This is a genomic window from Pseudarthrobacter sp. TE3704 (assembly GCF_056279405.1).
Map to the genome: position 1 here is coordinate 343,588 of NZ_JBWCCJ010000005.1, position 13,922 is coordinate 357,509.

The 13,922-nt window shown below is 66.3% G+C and carries 10 protein-coding genes; all 10 read right to left on the reverse strand.

Annotated elements, in window-relative coordinates; genetic code table 11:
- Positions 1-4: 4 nt before the first annotated feature.
- Positions 5-1,243 carry a cell division protein FtsZ gene (gene ftsZ, locus ACZ9BC_RS15845; protein WP_476246762.1) on the reverse strand — a complete coding sequence of 413 codons (1,239 nt, stop codon included), beginning with the start codon at positions 1,241-1,243 and terminating at the stop codon, positions 5-7.
- A 185-nt stretch (positions 1,244-1,428) separates the two neighbouring features.
- Positions 1,429-2,424: a cell division protein FtsQ/DivIB gene (locus ACZ9BC_RS15850; RefSeq protein ID WP_476246763.1), complete on the reverse strand. Its 996-nt coding sequence runs from the start codon at positions 2,422-2,424 to the stop codon at positions 1,429-1,431.
- Complete coding sequence (gene murC, locus ACZ9BC_RS15855; RefSeq protein ID WP_476246764.1) at positions 2,417-3,793, reverse strand: UDP-N-acetylmuramate--L-alanine ligase; 1,377 nt, start codon at positions 3,791-3,793, stop codon at positions 2,417-2,419. The genes ACZ9BC_RS15850 and murC overlap by 8 nt, the downstream gene beginning before the upstream one ends.
- Positions 3,790-4,890: an undecaprenyldiphospho-muramoylpentapeptide beta-N-acetylglucosaminyltransferase gene (gene murG / locus ACZ9BC_RS15860; protein WP_476246765.1), complete on the reverse strand. Its 1,101-nt coding sequence runs from the start codon at positions 4,888-4,890 to the stop codon at positions 3,790-3,792. The genes murC and murG overlap by 4 nt, the downstream gene beginning before the upstream one ends.
- A 6-nt stretch (positions 4,891-4,896) precedes the next feature.
- On the reverse strand, positions 4,897-6,237 hold the full coding sequence (ftsW, locus tag ACZ9BC_RS15865; protein ID WP_476246766.1) for a putative lipid II flippase FtsW: 1,341 nt from the start codon (positions 6,235-6,237) through the stop codon (positions 4,897-4,899).
- A 2-nt stretch (positions 6,238-6,239) separates the two neighbouring features.
- Positions 6,240-7,817 carry a UDP-N-acetylmuramoyl-L-alanine--D-glutamate ligase gene (gene murD / locus ACZ9BC_RS15870; RefSeq protein WP_476246767.1) on the reverse strand — a complete coding sequence of 526 codons (1,578 nt, stop codon included), beginning with the start codon at positions 7,815-7,817 and terminating at the stop codon, positions 6,240-6,242.
- Positions 7,799-8,908 carry a phospho-N-acetylmuramoyl-pentapeptide-transferase gene (mraY, locus tag ACZ9BC_RS15875; protein WP_079597170.1) on the reverse strand — a complete coding sequence of 370 codons (1,110 nt, stop codon included), beginning with the start codon at positions 8,906-8,908 and terminating at the stop codon, positions 7,799-7,801. Before mraY ends, murD begins: the two co-directional genes overlap by 19 nt.
- Complete coding sequence (locus ACZ9BC_RS15880) at positions 8,905-10,371, reverse strand: UDP-N-acetylmuramoyl-tripeptide--D-alanyl-D-alanine ligase (protein WP_476246768.1); 1,467 nt, start codon at positions 10,369-10,371, stop codon at positions 8,905-8,907. Before ACZ9BC_RS15880 ends, mraY begins: the two co-directional genes overlap by 4 nt.
- A gap of 6 nt (positions 10,372-10,377) precedes the next feature.
- Positions 10,378-12,006, reverse strand: a complete 1,629-nt coding sequence (locus ACZ9BC_RS15885) for a UDP-N-acetylmuramoyl-L-alanyl-D-glutamate--2,6-diaminopimelate ligase (RefSeq protein WP_476246769.1) — start codon at positions 12,004-12,006, stop codon at positions 10,378-10,380.
- Between the two features lie 87 nt (positions 12,007-12,093).
- Positions 12,094-13,887 (reverse strand): peptidoglycan D,D-transpeptidase FtsI family protein, encoded by a 1,794-nt coding sequence (locus ACZ9BC_RS15890; protein WP_476246770.1) that lies wholly within the window; start codon positions 13,885-13,887, stop codon positions 12,094-12,096.
- Positions 13,888-13,922: the final 35 nt, after the last annotated feature.

Consider the following 13,922-nt stretch of genomic DNA (forward strand, 5'->3'; position numbering starts at 1 on the left):
GTGCCTACTTCAGGAAGTCGGGGACATCCAGGTCATCCGAGTGGTTGCCGGTCAGGTCCGGCTCGACGACGGACGGCAGGTCCACGTCGAATCCGGAGTCAGCGGGAATGGCGGAGGGGCGCTGCTGGCCCCAGTTGCTGAGCCCTGCTGCGCCCACGCCGGCGTGGACCGGCTGGACGTTCGACTGGTGGTTCCCTGCAGAGGGCGCCTGCGCCGGAGCGGGGGCGGCGGCAGGAGCGGCCGGCCGCTGCGGGGCCGCCTGCGGCTGGGACTGGTCCATGGAGGGCGAGGTGGCCTTGACGTCGTCGAACCCGGCGGCGATGACGGTGACGCGTGCTTCGTCGCCGAGGGCGTCGTCGATGACGGCGCCGAAGATGATGTTCGCCTCGGGGTGGGCGACTTCCTGCACGAGCCGGGCTGCCTCATTGATTTCGAAGAGGCCGAGGTCGGACCCGCCCTGGATGGACAGCAGCACGCCGTGCGCGCCGTCAATGGAGGCTTCCAGCAGAGGGGATGCGATGGCCAGCTCGGCAGCCTTGACGGCACGGTCCTCGCCACGGGCGGAGCCGATGCCCATGAGGGCGGAGCCTGCGCCCTGCATGACCGACTTCACGTCGGCGAAGTCGAGGTTGATGAGGCCGGGCGTGGTGATGAGGTCTGTGATGCCCTGGACACCGGAGAGCAGCACCTGGTCGGCGGAGCGGAAGGCGTCCAGGACCGAGACGTTGCGGTCGCTGATGGACAGCAGGCGGTCGTTGGGGATCACGATCAGGGTATCGACTTCGTCCCGCAGGGCGTCGATGCCGGCCTCTGCGGAGCCGGCGCGGCGACGGCCTTCGAACGTGAACGGGCGGGTCACCACACCGATGGTGAGGGCACCGAGGGAGCGTGCAATACGGGCGACGACGGGGGCGCCGCCGGTCCCGGTGCCGCCGCCTTCGCCGGCGGTCACGAACACCATGTCAGCGCCGCGAAGCACTTCTTCGATCTCGTCCGCGTGGTCTTCGGCCGCCTGCTTGCCCACCTCGGGGTTGGCACCGGCTCCCAGGCCGCGGGTCAGCTCGCGCCCGACATCAAGCTTGACGTCGGCATCGCTCATCAGCAGGGCCTGGGCATCCGTGTTGATGGCGATGAATTCAACGCCCCGGAGGCCCACCTCGATCATGCGGTTGACTGCGTTCACGCCACCGCCGCCGATGCCGACGACTTTGATGACGGCCAAGTAATTCTGCGGAGCTGCCACGTTACGTGTCCCTTGTTCGTGTCTTATTGCGAAAACTGATGGTGAGCTTGAAGCCTGCAACCTTAACCTTCGGGTTGAAGGTTATAGTTATGTCAAGTAACTCTTGTCTGTGACGGTATTTCCTCTGCTTCCCACATTCAATAACCGGGTCCGCGTGTCGGATTAATACCGGTAAAGATTGGGGTTCAGCGCGTCACAGGATGCCGGGGCACGCTCACGTCGTACACCCTGACGGGATTCTTCGGATCGGCCGGAACCTTCAGGAGTGCCTCCAGAACTTTAGCCTTAAGTTCCTTCTCCGAGGCATTGCCCCAGATGATTGTCTGGCCGTCCACGAGCTTCAGCTCCACGGCATCCACAGACTGCGCGGACGCGTTGGACAGCTTGGCCAGGACATCGGCGGGCAGGGCACCCAAGACCGCGGCCGTGGCGCGGAACAGGTCCTGGCCGATGGCTCCGGCACCGCCGTCGATCACGGGCAATGACACTGACGCCGGATCGTCCGTAGCGGCCAGCTGCACGCCGTCCACATCCACCAGCTGGTACTGCTCCCCCTGCTTGACCAGTGCCACCGGGACGCGCTCCCGCACGGCAACAGCGAGGCCCGACGGCGGCCGGGCCTCAGCGGAGACCGCCTTGACCTGGACCAGCGGCTCGAGGAGCCGGCCCACTTCCTCGTCCGTGATTTGGGGCAGCGGCTTGCCGCGCAGGGGTTCCAGCGCGGCCTGCACCTGGGCAGGAGTCAGGAGCCGTGTGCCGGAAACGGAGATGGTGTCCACGGCGAGCACGGGTGAATAGACCGCCCCGGCCAACAGGCCGGCCACAACGGCGGCCACGGCGGCGAGAACCATCAGCAGGTTCCTCCTGCGGCGCTTGCCCTTGGGCTCCGGGAAGGTCAGAACGTTCGCGGCAGGCTCGGCTGACGGTTCCGCCTGTTTGTCCTTGCTGCGCCCGGTGAACCGCGGTTTCCGGGAGGCTGCAGTCTTTGGGGACGCTGCCGTCTTCGGTGGCCTGGCCTGCTGTGCCGGCGCTGGTTCGGGAACGCTCCGTGAAGCGGAAATAACGTCGTCGCTGCCCGTGGAGGTGCGGCCGGACGGCGGCGCGGTTCCGTTGCCCGCACCGGTTGCCGAACTCCCGCTGCGGCCGGCCGGCCGGTAGGTGGGACGGCGGGTGCTAGCCATGCAGGGCCTCAACGATCAGCGGCCCATAGGCGGTGACATCCCCCGCGCCGGCAGTCAGCACGATGTCGCCGTCGGACGCGGCAGCCGCCAGGGCTGCCACGGCCTCGGCGGCCGGAATCAACCGCCCGCCTTCGCCCAGGTGGTCGGCAATGAGCTGGCTGGTAACCCCCGGAATCGGGTCCTCGCGGGCCGGGTAGATGTCCAGCACCAGGGCCGTATCGGCGAGGTTCAGGGCCTCCGCAAAATCCTGGGCAAATTCGCGTGTCCGGGAAAACAGGTGTGGCTGGAAGAGCACGTGCACCTTGTGGCCTCCGGCCACCGAGCGGGCCGCTGTGAGGGCTGCCCGCACTTCGGTGGGGTGGTGGGCATAGTCATCGAAAACCCGCACTCCCCTGGCCTGGCCCTTCAGTTCGAAGCGCCGGGAAGCGCCCGAAAAATGGGCCAGGGCAGCGGCAGCATCCGCGGGTTCGACGCCCAGTTCAAGGGCCACCGCAAAAGCGGCTGCGGCGTTCAGGGCATTGTGCCGGCCCGGGACCTGCAGGGAAAGCCCAAAGCGGCCCGCCGGTCCGGACACCGCCACCTGGCCCGGGCCGTCGTCGTGCAGGACCAGCCCTGCCTCCTCACTGGTTCCGTAGAGGACCACGCGGGTGTTGCCGCGCGCCCGGGTCCGCTCCGCCAGTGCCAGGGCCCCGGCGTCGTCAGCGCAGGCAATCAGCACCCCGTCAGCGGGAAGCAGCGCCGTGAACCGGTCGAACGACTCATACACGGCCTCTGCCGTGCCGTAGTGGTCCAGGTGGTCGGGCTCCACGTTGGTGACCACGGCGATCTGCGGCCGGTAATTGAGGAATGATCCGTCCGATTCATCCGCTTCTGCCACAAAGACGCCGGAACTGCCGTGCGCGGCATTGACGCCGAGTGAGGGGACGTTGGCTCCAATGGCAAATGAGGGGTCCAGGCCTGCCCCCTGCAGCAGGACGGTCACCATCGAGGTTGTGGTGGATTTTCCATGGGTTCCCGCCACGGTCACCACCAGGTCCTTCCCCATAGTGGCTGCCAGCGCCTCGGACCTGTGCAGTACAGGCAGCCCTGCCTGCTTCGCGGCAGCCAGCTCCGGGTTGTCCGCGCGGATGGCCGAACCGGCCACCACGGTCCGGGCATCGCCCAGGTTGGCGGCGTCGTAGCCGACGGCGATGCGGGCGCCTGCCGCCGCGAGGTCCGCCATCACCGGCAGGTCCTTGGCGTCGGAACCGCTCACGGGGACCCCCCGGGCCACCATGATCCTTGCCACGGCGGACATCCCGACACCCCCGACGCCGATGAAGTGGACCTTGCCCAGGGATTCGAGGGCGGTGGGGTTAGGGGGGGTCATGCGGATACCGCTTCCAGGACAAGACCAGCCATGCGCTGGTCAGCGTTTCGAATGCCAAGCCGGTGGGAATTGGCTTCCATGGTGGCCAGCCGGGCCTTGTCGGTGACCAGCGGAATGAGTTCCGTTGCCACCCATTCCGGGGTGAAATCCCTGTCGGCCACCAGCAGTGCGCCGCCTCCTGCGACGAGGCCTGCAGCGTTCAGGGCCTGTTCCCCGTTGCCGATGGGCAGCGGCACCAGGACGGCGGGGACTCCGACGGCGGCAACCTCACAGACCGTCGCTGCGCCGGCACGGGCAAGCAGCACATCGGCCGCCGCGTAGGCCAGCTCCATGCCGTCGACGAATTCAACCTGCCGGTAACCTTCGGCAGCGAGGGGCTGGCCGGCGTCATCCAGGACGGTTTTGCCGCGCCCGGTGATGTGCAGCGTCTGGATCCCGGCGGCGGCCAGTTGTCCCACGGCAGCGGCCACCGTCCGGTTAATGCTCTGCGCGCCCAGGGAGCCACCCGTGACGATTAGTGTGGGCTTTTCGGGGTCCAGTCCCAGCGCCTGGCGTGCGGAAATGCGGGCTGCTGCCCGGTCAAGTCCCGAAATTGCAGTACGCATGGGCATGCCCACGTGCACCGCATTCCGGAGCGGGGTGCCTTCAAAGGCAACTGCCACGCGCTTGGTCAGCCCGGCCCCGACCCTGTTCGCCAATCCGGGCCGGGCGTTGGCCTCGTGGATCACGATGGGGATGCGCCGTTTGCGCGCGGCCAGGTACATCGGCGTACAGACATAGCCGCCTACACCTACCAGCACGTCAGCCCCGGCCTCATCCAGGATGGCTCCGGCCTGCCGGATGGCCCCGGCCAGCCGTGCGGGCAGCCGGAACAGGTCAGCGGATGGCTTCCGGGGGAACGGCACGCGGTCGATCGTGGCCAGTTCAACGCCGGCAGCCGGGACCAGCCGGGTTTCCATTCCGTTGGGTGTTCCGACGGCGAGGAGTGCCGCGTCCGGGGATGCTGTGCGCAGGGCTGCGGCGATGGCGAGGAGCGGGCTGATATGGCCGGCTGTTCCGCCACCCGCCAGGACGATGGAGGGGTTGTTCGGGGTCATGTCGGGTCAGGCACGCTTTCTTGCAGTCTTTTTCTTCGGGGCCGTTCCGCGGCCCTTGGCCTTGAACTTCAGCATCTTCTTCGGCCGGATGGCCGGGGCCATCTGTTCCCGGGCGAGCGACAGCACAACGCCGATGGCGCAGAGCGACATCAGCAGCGCGGAGCCACCGTAGGAAATGAAGGGCAGCGGCACGCCGATGACGGGCATCAGGCCGGTCACCACGGACATGTTGACCGTGGCCTGGCCGAGCAGCCACACCATGATGGTTCCGGCCAGGACCCGGTGGAACATGTCCTCCTGCGCCACCACCACGCGGTAGATCGCAGCACCGAGGATGGCAAAGAGGATGAGGACGACGACGGTCCCCACCAGGCCGAGCTCCTCGCCGATGATGGCGAAGATGAAGTCGTTGTGCGCTTCCGGGATCCAGCTGTACTTCTGCCGGCTCTGGCCCAGTCCGACACCGAACCAGCCGCCCGACGCCAGTCCGTAGAGGCCGTTGGTTGCCTGGTAGTTGGCGTCGATGCCGTCGGCGCAGGATTCCCCGGTCCACCACGAGGTGATGCGGCACATGCGGTTGGAGCTGGTGACCGCCATGACGGCTGTTCCGGCCGCTGCCACGAGCCCGGCAATGCCGAAGAGGTAGAGGGGCGCCCCGGCAAAGAAGAGCGCGGCAGCGGTGATCATCATGATGATCATGGCCGTTCCCAGGTCATTTCCGACCAGGACCAGCACAACGATGATGATCGCCATGGGCACGGCAGGGACCGCCACGTGCTGCCAGCGGCCGAGCAGCTTGCCCTTCCTGGCCAGCACGGTGGCCATCCAGAGCGCGAGGGCCAGCTTTGACGCCTCCGACGGTTGGAAGGTGATGCCGCCGATGTCGATCCAGTTTTTGTTGCCGTTGACCTCCGCACCCACAAGCTGCACCAGGCCCAGGAGGACCACGGCGGCAATGATGGCGAGCCACGCGAGCCGCTTGAGCCACACCACGTTGATGCGCGACAGCGCGAACATGGTGAAGATGCCGATGCCGGCGAACAATCCCTGCTTCAGCGCGTCCCCGTAGGGCGATTTACCGGCCGCGATGGATTCCACGCTGGACGCGGAGAGCACCATCATGATGCCAATGGCTGTCAGGGCAAGGGTGGATCCGAGGATCAGGTAGTACGTGGAGCCGTTCCTGGAGGTTCCGTTGCCCTCGAGGGCGGACCAGAACCGGCGGTACATGGTCCGCAGCTTTGCGGGAAGCGTCGCCGGGGGCCTGACGGACGTGGCCGTGGACCCGGGGCCTTGTTTGCGGGCCTGCTGTTTTTCTGGCTGGGGCCGGGTGGGCGTACTGACCATTGTTACTCCTCGCCGGTCTGGGCCTGCCCTTCCACCAGCTCGCGGACAGCTTCGATGAAAGTGTCGCCACGGTGAGCATAGGAAGAGAACTGATCCATGGACGCAGCTGCCGGAGCCATCAGCACAGTGTCGCCGGGTTCGGCCACCTGGGCTGCTGACGCTACGGCCAGGGACATCACCCGTTCTCCGGATATGGAAGAACCGGCATCGACGGCGCCAGGACCTGCAGCAGTCTGCACCCCTTCAGTGTCACCCGGCAGCGCCGTGATGACCGGGACATCCGGCGCGTGTCGCTGGAGGGCACCGGCCAACACCCCCGGGTCAGTGCCGATCAGCACGACGGCCTTGAGCCGGTGGGCATGCTCCCGCACCAGGTCGTCGTAGGTGACGCCCTTGGACAGGCCCCCGGCAATCCAGACCACATTGCTGAAGGCGGCCAGGGAGGCGGCCGCTGCATGCGGGTTGGTTGCCTTTGAATCATTGACCCAGAGCACGTTGTTGTGGCGCGCGACGGGCTGGATGCGGTGGTCACCGGGAATGTAGTCCCGGATGCCCTGCCGGACCGCTGAGGTTTCCACGCCGTACGCCCGGACCAGCCCGGCGGCAGCGAGGGCGTTGGCCACCATATGGCGGGGAGCAAAGGCGCCGAGGTCGTTCATTGCGGCGAGTTCGGCCGCGCTGTCCTTGCGCTCTTCAATGAAGGCGCGGTCAACGAGGAGCCCCTCCACCACACCGAGCATGCTGATGGCGGGAGTCACCGTGGTGAACCCGACCGCACGGCATCCTTCCACGACGTCGGCGTTTTCCACCATGCGCTCGGTTTCAAACTGCTCCGCGTTGTAGATGCAGGCCTTTTGGGTGCGTTCGTAAATCTTGGCTTTGTCCGCGAGGTACGACTCATAGGAGCCGTGCCAGTCAACGTGGTCCTCCGCGACGTTCAGGCAGACACTCGCCACCGGCGACAGGGATTCCGCCCAGTGCAGCTGGAAGCTGGAGAGCTCAACCGCGAAGACGTCGTACTCCACTGGGTCCCGGATGGCATCCAGAATTGGCGTGCCCACGTTTCCGACCGCGATGGCTTTCAGGCCGGCTGCGCGGAGCATCGATTCGGTGAGGCCTACCGTGGTGGTTTTTCCGTTCGTGCCGGTGATGGCCAGCCAGTCGGCGGTCTTCCGGCCTTCCCTGGTCCGCACCCGCCACGCCAGTTCAACATCGCCCCACACCGGGATGTGTGCACGGGCAGCGGCGGCGAGGAGCGCCTGGTCGGGGCGCCAGCCGGGGGACGTGACGATCAGTTCCGGCAGTTCGCCGTCGATCCGGGGTATCCGGGCCACGGCCTCCTCCCCCAGCAGGACGTCTGCGGCGCCCACGATCTTCAGCGTGTCCGCGTGCGCCCTGGCGGTCTCGCTGGTGGCGGCGTCGACCACCACCACGCGGGCGCCCAGTTCGATCAGCGTGTCTGCCGCGGCGAAGCCGGACACCCCGATGCCGGTGACTGCCACACGCAGCCCTGCCCAGTCGGAGTCCCAGGAGACGAGGTTCTTGAGGCGGGGGGAAACGGTCACAGCAGCACAACCCATTCAGCGTAGAAAATGCCCAGGCCCACGGCCACGAAAAGTCCGCCCAGGATCCAGAACCGGACCACCACGGTGACTTCAGCCCAGCCCTTCAATTCAAAGTGGTGCTGCAGCGGCGCCATCTTGAAGACGCGTTTGCCGCCGGTGACCTTGAAGTAGCCCACCTGGATTATGACGGACAGGGTGATCAGGACAAAGAGGCCGCCGATGATTCCGAGCAGCAGTTCCGTCCTGGACAGGATGGCGAAACCGGCGATGGCACCGCCGATGGCGAGCGATCCGGTGTCTCCCATGAAGATCTTGGCCGGTGAGGTGTTCCACCAGAGGAAACCCACCAGTGCGGCGCTCATGATGGCGGCCAGCAGGGCCAGGTCCAGGGGATCCCGGACGGAGTAGCAGCCGCTGCCGGCTTCCCGTGGTGACCCGCAGGCCTGGTTGCTCTGCCAGATTCCCATCAGGGTGTACGCGCCGAAAACCATCACCGAGGCGCCGGCGGCGAGGCCGTCGAGGCCGTCCGTCAGGTTCACGCCGTTGGTGGCTGCAGTCACGATGAGGTTGGACCAGATGACGAACAGGATGGCGCCAAGGACGGTTCCGCCGAAGGCCAGGTCCAGCCACGGCAGGTCGCGGACCAGGGATATTTTGTAGGAGGCAGGCGTGACGCCGTCCTCGTTGGGGAAGTTCAGTGCCAGCACGGCAAAGATGATGCCCACGGCCGCCTGCAGGATGAGCTTCGCCTTGGCGTCGAGCCCCAGGCTGCGCTGCCGTGAAATCTTGATGAAGTCGTCCAGGAAGCCAACAAGCCCCATGCCCACCATCAGGAACAGCAGGATGAGCGCGGACGCGGACGGCCCGGGCGAATCCGGGTTCATCATCAGCATGATGAGGTGCGTCAGGCCGTAGCTCAGGAGCACGGCCCCCACCACCACTGTTCCGCCCATGGTGGGCGTGCCGCGTTTGGTGTGGTGGGAGGTGGGACCATCGTCCCGGATGAACTGGCCGTAGCCGCGGCGGACCAGGAGCCGGATGAAGAGCGGGGTGCCCACCAGGGCGCACAGGAGTGCCAGCCCGGCGCCGATCAAAAGTGCAATCACAGCAGAGTGCTCCTTTCATCGGCGGGTTGCGGGGTTTGTGGGGGTAATGCTATCCGATCACCCAAATGCCGAAGTCCCACGCTGTTGGAGGACTTGAACAGCACCAGGTCTCCGGGCTGGAGCTCGGCATTGAGAAGTTCGTAAGCCTCGTCGGCGGTTTCCGTGAAGATGCATTCGTCCCCCCAGGACCCTTCCTGAACGGCCGAGACGTAGAGGGCGCGGGCCTCCCGGCCTACCACCACCAGCCGGGAAATGTTGAGGCGGACCACCTGCGTGCCAACCGCTGTGTGTTCGCGGATTGAATCTTCCCCGAGTTCCAGCATGGCGCCCAGGACGGCCCAGGTGCGCCGGCCGCGCCCCAGATCCGCCAGGGTCCGAAGTGCGGCCCTCATGGATTCCGGGTTGGCGTTGTACGCGTCGTTGATGATGGTGACGCCGTCGGCGCGCTCGGTCCGCTCCATCCGCCAGCGGCTGGCAGCTGCCTGGCGGCCCAGGGCGGCGGCGATGTCGGCGCCGGGAACCCCTGCAGCGAAGGCGGCTGCTGCCGCCGCGAGCAGGTTGCCGGTGTGGTGCGCGCCGATGAGGCGGCTCCGGACGTGGTGGGGCCCATCCCCGCCCGGCAGCAGGAGGTCGAATTCAGGGTTTCCTTCGCCGTTGGTGTCGGCATTGAGCGCCTGCACGGCCGCGTCCCCGCGTCCTTCTGCGGAGAATCCGAGGACCGCTGCTGTGGTGCGGCCGCGCATGGCCGCCACCCTGTCGTCGTCGAGGTTGATGATTGCTGTTCCTGTGGCGGCCAGGCCTTCCACAAGTTCGCCCTTGGCCCGGGCGATGTTTTCCACTCCCCCGAATTCGCCAGCGTGGGCTGTGCCGACAGCGAGGACCACCCCGATGTCCGGTTTGACCATGTCGGCCAAGTACTTGATGTGTCCCACGCCGGTGGCACCCATCTCGATCACCAGGTAACGCGTCTCCGCGTCCGCCTGGAAGACCGTGAGGGGCACCCCGACTTCGCCGTTGTACGAACCCTGCGGGGCCACGGTCTTGCCCTGGGTGGAAAATATTCCTGCCAGCAGGTCCTTCGTGGTGGTCTTGCCGGCTGAACCGGTAATGCCCACCACGGTGAGTTCCCCGCCGGCTTCTGCCCGGGCGTCGCGGATCCGGCGCACTGCCTCGGCAGCCAGCGCACCCATGGCCAGGACGGAATCAGGTACCAGTACACACGGGTATGGCGTTCCGTCGGGTGCTGCCACCGGCCGCTCCACCAGGGCCAGGACAGCCCCGGCCGCGAAGGCAGCAGCGACAAAGTCGTGGCCGTCCGCCTGCTCGCCCGGTTTTGCGACGTAGAGCGAGCCCGGTGTGGCTTCCCGTGAATCCGTCACCACCGAAACGGGCGTGATTCCGGGATCGGCGTCCAGGCGCCCGTTGGTGATTTCGGCGATTTCCGCCGCAGTAAGTGCAATCATCTCGGTCTAGGACTCTATCCGGTCGGCTTGGAGAACGTTGAATCCCCTGGCTGTCAAGGCGCTGCGCAGTTCCACCCTGTCATCGAGGGCAAGGTTGACCCCCTTCACTTCCTGCCAGACCTCGTGCCCGCGGCCTGCCACCAGGATGGTGTCCTGCGGCTGCGCCAGTTCCACGGCGCGGCGTATCGCTTCATCCCGGGGGAACACCTCAAGCACGTCGCAGGGAAGGGCATCCTTGTCCCGGGCTTCCTGCGCGCCGGCCAGGACGTCGGCACGGATGGCGGCCGCATCCTCATCGTGGGGGTCGTCGTCGGTGATGATGACGGTGTCGGCAAGGCGGGCTGCGATGGCGCCCATGGCCGGGCGTTTGCCCTGGTCGCGCTGGCCTGTGGCACCAAAAACGACGATCAGCCGGGAGCCGGCCTCGGGGGAACGGACAGCCTCCAGCGCCCGGGCGAGGGCGTCGGTGTTGTGGGCGAAGTCCACCACCGCTGCGGGCTGCTCTGATACCAGTTGCATGCGTCCCGGCACGGCAACGGTGAAGGGGTCGGCGGCGTCGAGTGCAGCCTGCAGGGTTGCAGCATCCACGCCGGAAACGAGCACCATGATGACTGCCAGGGCAGCATTGGCGACGTTGAAGCTGCCGGGGAGGCCGGTATGGACGTTGAGTTCAGTGCCGCCAGGTCCCGTGAGCGTAAACTCCGTACCCAGCCCGCGCGGCGCGGTTGACGTCACTGTCCAGTCCGCGGCCGTTCCCGCAGCCGTGCCAAGGGTAGTGACCGGCACGCTGCCGCTGCCCGCAAGCCGGCGGCCCCACTCGTCGTCGACCGTTACCACTGCCTTGCGCGCGCGGCCTGGCGTGAAAAGCTCGGCCTTCGTGGCGAAGTATTCGTCCATGGTGTGGTGCAGGTCAAGGTGGTCCTGCGTGAGGTTGGTGAAGCCGGCGACGTCGAACATCACCCCGTCCACGCGCTGGAACGAAATGGCGTGGGAGGACACCTCCATGGCCGCCGCAGCCAGTCCTCTCTCCTTCATCAGCGCGAGCAGTCCGTGGACGTCGGGAGACTCCGGGGTGGTGAGCACGCTCGGAATGGGCTCGCCTCCGGCGAGGATTTCTATCGTGCCAATCAACCCGGCCGGCTTGCCGAGGGCCCTCAGCAGGGAATTGATGAAGTAGGTGGTGGTGGTTTTGCCGTTGGTGCCGGTGACCCCAAACATTTGCAGTGCACCCGCGCCGCTGCCGTAGATCATGGCTGACAGCGGACCCACCACGTTCCGCGGAGATTTTACGACGAGCACCGGCACGGACGTGTCGGCCGACAATGCCAGCAGGCGGGCACCGGCGTCGTCCGTCAAAATTGCAACTGCCCCGGCCCCGATCGCCTGCGCAGCAAAATCGGCGCCGTGCCGGACAGCGCCGGGAAGGGCGACATACAGATCCCCGGGCTCCACCGTGCGGGAATTCAAGGAGACCCCGGTGACCAACGCGTCCGCAGCAGCCCCGGGAACAGCGACGCCGATTGCGTCGCCAATGCTCTCCAGGCGGACCGCCTTGACGGCAGAGGGCCTGAACCGGACCTTGCTGGCAGGAGCCGCGGGCGCGGTATTGCTCTCGGACGCGTTGAATTCTGACAAGGGATCTCCGATGGTGCTAGTGAATCGTGCCCGGCATGGATAAGCAGCGGTAACAGCAGAAGCTGTTACGCCGTTGGTGCCGGGGTGTTACTTGGCGAACTGGGGCAGCCTGGCCGGTTCGCCGGTGGACGGCTGGACGTTGTAGGTCCGCAGTGCCTGGCTCATGACCGACCGGAAGACCGGCCCCTGGGTAATCCCGTAGATGCTGCCCTTGGGCCGCTGGAGTACCACCTCAACAATAAACCGCGGATCATCCATCGGTGCCATGCCCACGATGGAGGCGGTGTACCCGCAGAAGCCCGCGCCGTCGTCGCACGGGGACTCCGAGGTGCCCGTCTTGGCGCCCACCCGGTACCCGTCAATGGCCGCGTCCTTGATCTGGCCTTCGGTGACGGCGCTTTCCAGGACGTCCTGGACCTGTTGGGCTGTGCTGTCCGAAACAACCTGCCGGGACGGTGCGGCCGGAACCTTCTCCTCGGTCCCGTCAGCGGAAATATAGGAATCGATCAGGCGCGGCTGGAGCATCACGCCGTTGTTGGCAATGGACTGGAAGGCCCGCACGGTCTGGAGGGTGGACTGTGAGACGCCCTGGCCGAACAGGACCGTGTATTCCTGCCGCCCGTCCCACTGCTCCCACGGCGTCAGGATGCCGGACGCGGTGGCCGGCAATCCGATGTCGGGGGCCTCGCCGATGCCGAACTTCTTCAGCCAGTCGTAGCGCTGTTCCTTGCTCAGCCGCTGCCCGGCCATCACGGTGCCCGTGTTCATCGAATATCCCAGGATGCCGGCGAGGGTCCGTTCCTCGGTGCCATGGGCAAACGAGTCGCTGAAGGTCTGGCCGTCCACCGTGTAGGAAGGCCCGAGTGTGAAGGTATCGAGCGGACCTGCTTTGCCCTCTTCGATCAGGGCGGCCACTGTCATCATCTTCTGAACGGACCCGGGCTCGTAGGCGGCTGTAACGGCACGGACGCCGCGGTCCTTTGCTGCCACGCGGCCGGGGTCGTTGGGGTCCGGCGAGTTGGTGTCTGCCATGGCCACGAGGTCGCCGGTCTTGGCATCCATCACAATGATCACGCCCCACTCGGCACCCAGCTTGTCCGACTGGCTTTGGATGGCCTGCTGCGCAAAGTATTGAAGGTCGGAGTTGATGGTGAGTTTGACGTCCTTGCCGTCTTCCGGCGGGGTCAGCTCGTCCACACCCACGGGAATCCTCAGGCCGTCGGCGCCGATCTCGAACAGCCGTTCGCCGTCCTTGCCCTTCAGGAGTTCGTCCTGTGTTTGTTCGATGCCTGCCTGGCCGGTGGTGCCGTCCTTCAGGAAGCCGATGATGCCCCCGGCTACGGACCCGTTCGGGTAGACACGTTTGCTGACGCCCTCCGTCACGATGCCGGGAATCTGAAGCTTCGAAATCCGGTCCTCAACGTCGGGCTTTACATCCTTGGCCACGATGTAATACCGCGAGTCACCCGTGACGGCGTCAATGATGGCGTCCTTTTCCATGCCCAGAACCGCTGCCAGCTCCGTAAGCCCCTGGTCGCGGGAAACGTCCACCAGTTTCTCTTTGGCCTCGTCCAGGCGCTTGAACGTTTCCGTCTTGGTGTTGAGCCTCTGGTCCACCACCACGTTGTAGCGGATCACACTGTTGGCCAGGACTGTACCGCTGGAGTCCAGGATGCTGCCACGTTCGGCGGGCAGGACTGTCTGGGTCATGCGCTTGTCCAGCGCCGCTGCCGCCATTCCTCCGACGTCCAGGCCCTGGACAAGGAAAAGCTTGCCGCCCACCACCAGCAGGAGCGTGAGCATGATGCCCAGCCCCAGACGCAACCGCTTCGTGGCGTTGGGCACCCTGCCGTTTACTGCCTTGCCGGTCCTCTGCGCCACCGTGGAATTCCTTGCTGTTCGACCCTGTTGCCTGC

Bases quoted from the DNA above. Each gene is read 5' to 3' on its own strand.
- murD (WP_476246767.1), bottom strand. From the start codon at position 7,817: ATGGGTTGTGCTGCTGTGACCGTTTCCCCCCGCCTCAAGAACCTCGTC.
- murG (WP_476246765.1), bottom strand. From the start codon at position 4,890: ATGACCCCGAACAACCCCTCCATCGTCCTGGCGGGTGGCGGAACAGCC.
- murC (WP_476246764.1), bottom strand. From the start codon at position 3,793: ATGACCCCCCCTAACCCCACCGCCCTCGAATCCCTGGGCAAGGTCCAC.
- ACZ9BC_RS15880 (WP_476246768.1), bottom strand. From the start codon at position 10,371: ATGATTGCACTTACTGCGGCGGAAATCGCCGAAATCACCAACGGGCGC.
- ftsW (WP_476246766.1), bottom strand. From the start codon at position 6,237: ATGGTCAGTACGCCCACCCGGCCCCAGCCAGAAAAACAGCAGGCCCGC.
- ACZ9BC_RS15850 (WP_476246763.1), bottom strand. From the start codon at position 2,424: ATGGCTAGCACCCGCCGTCCCACCTACCGGCCGGCCGGCCGCAGCGGG.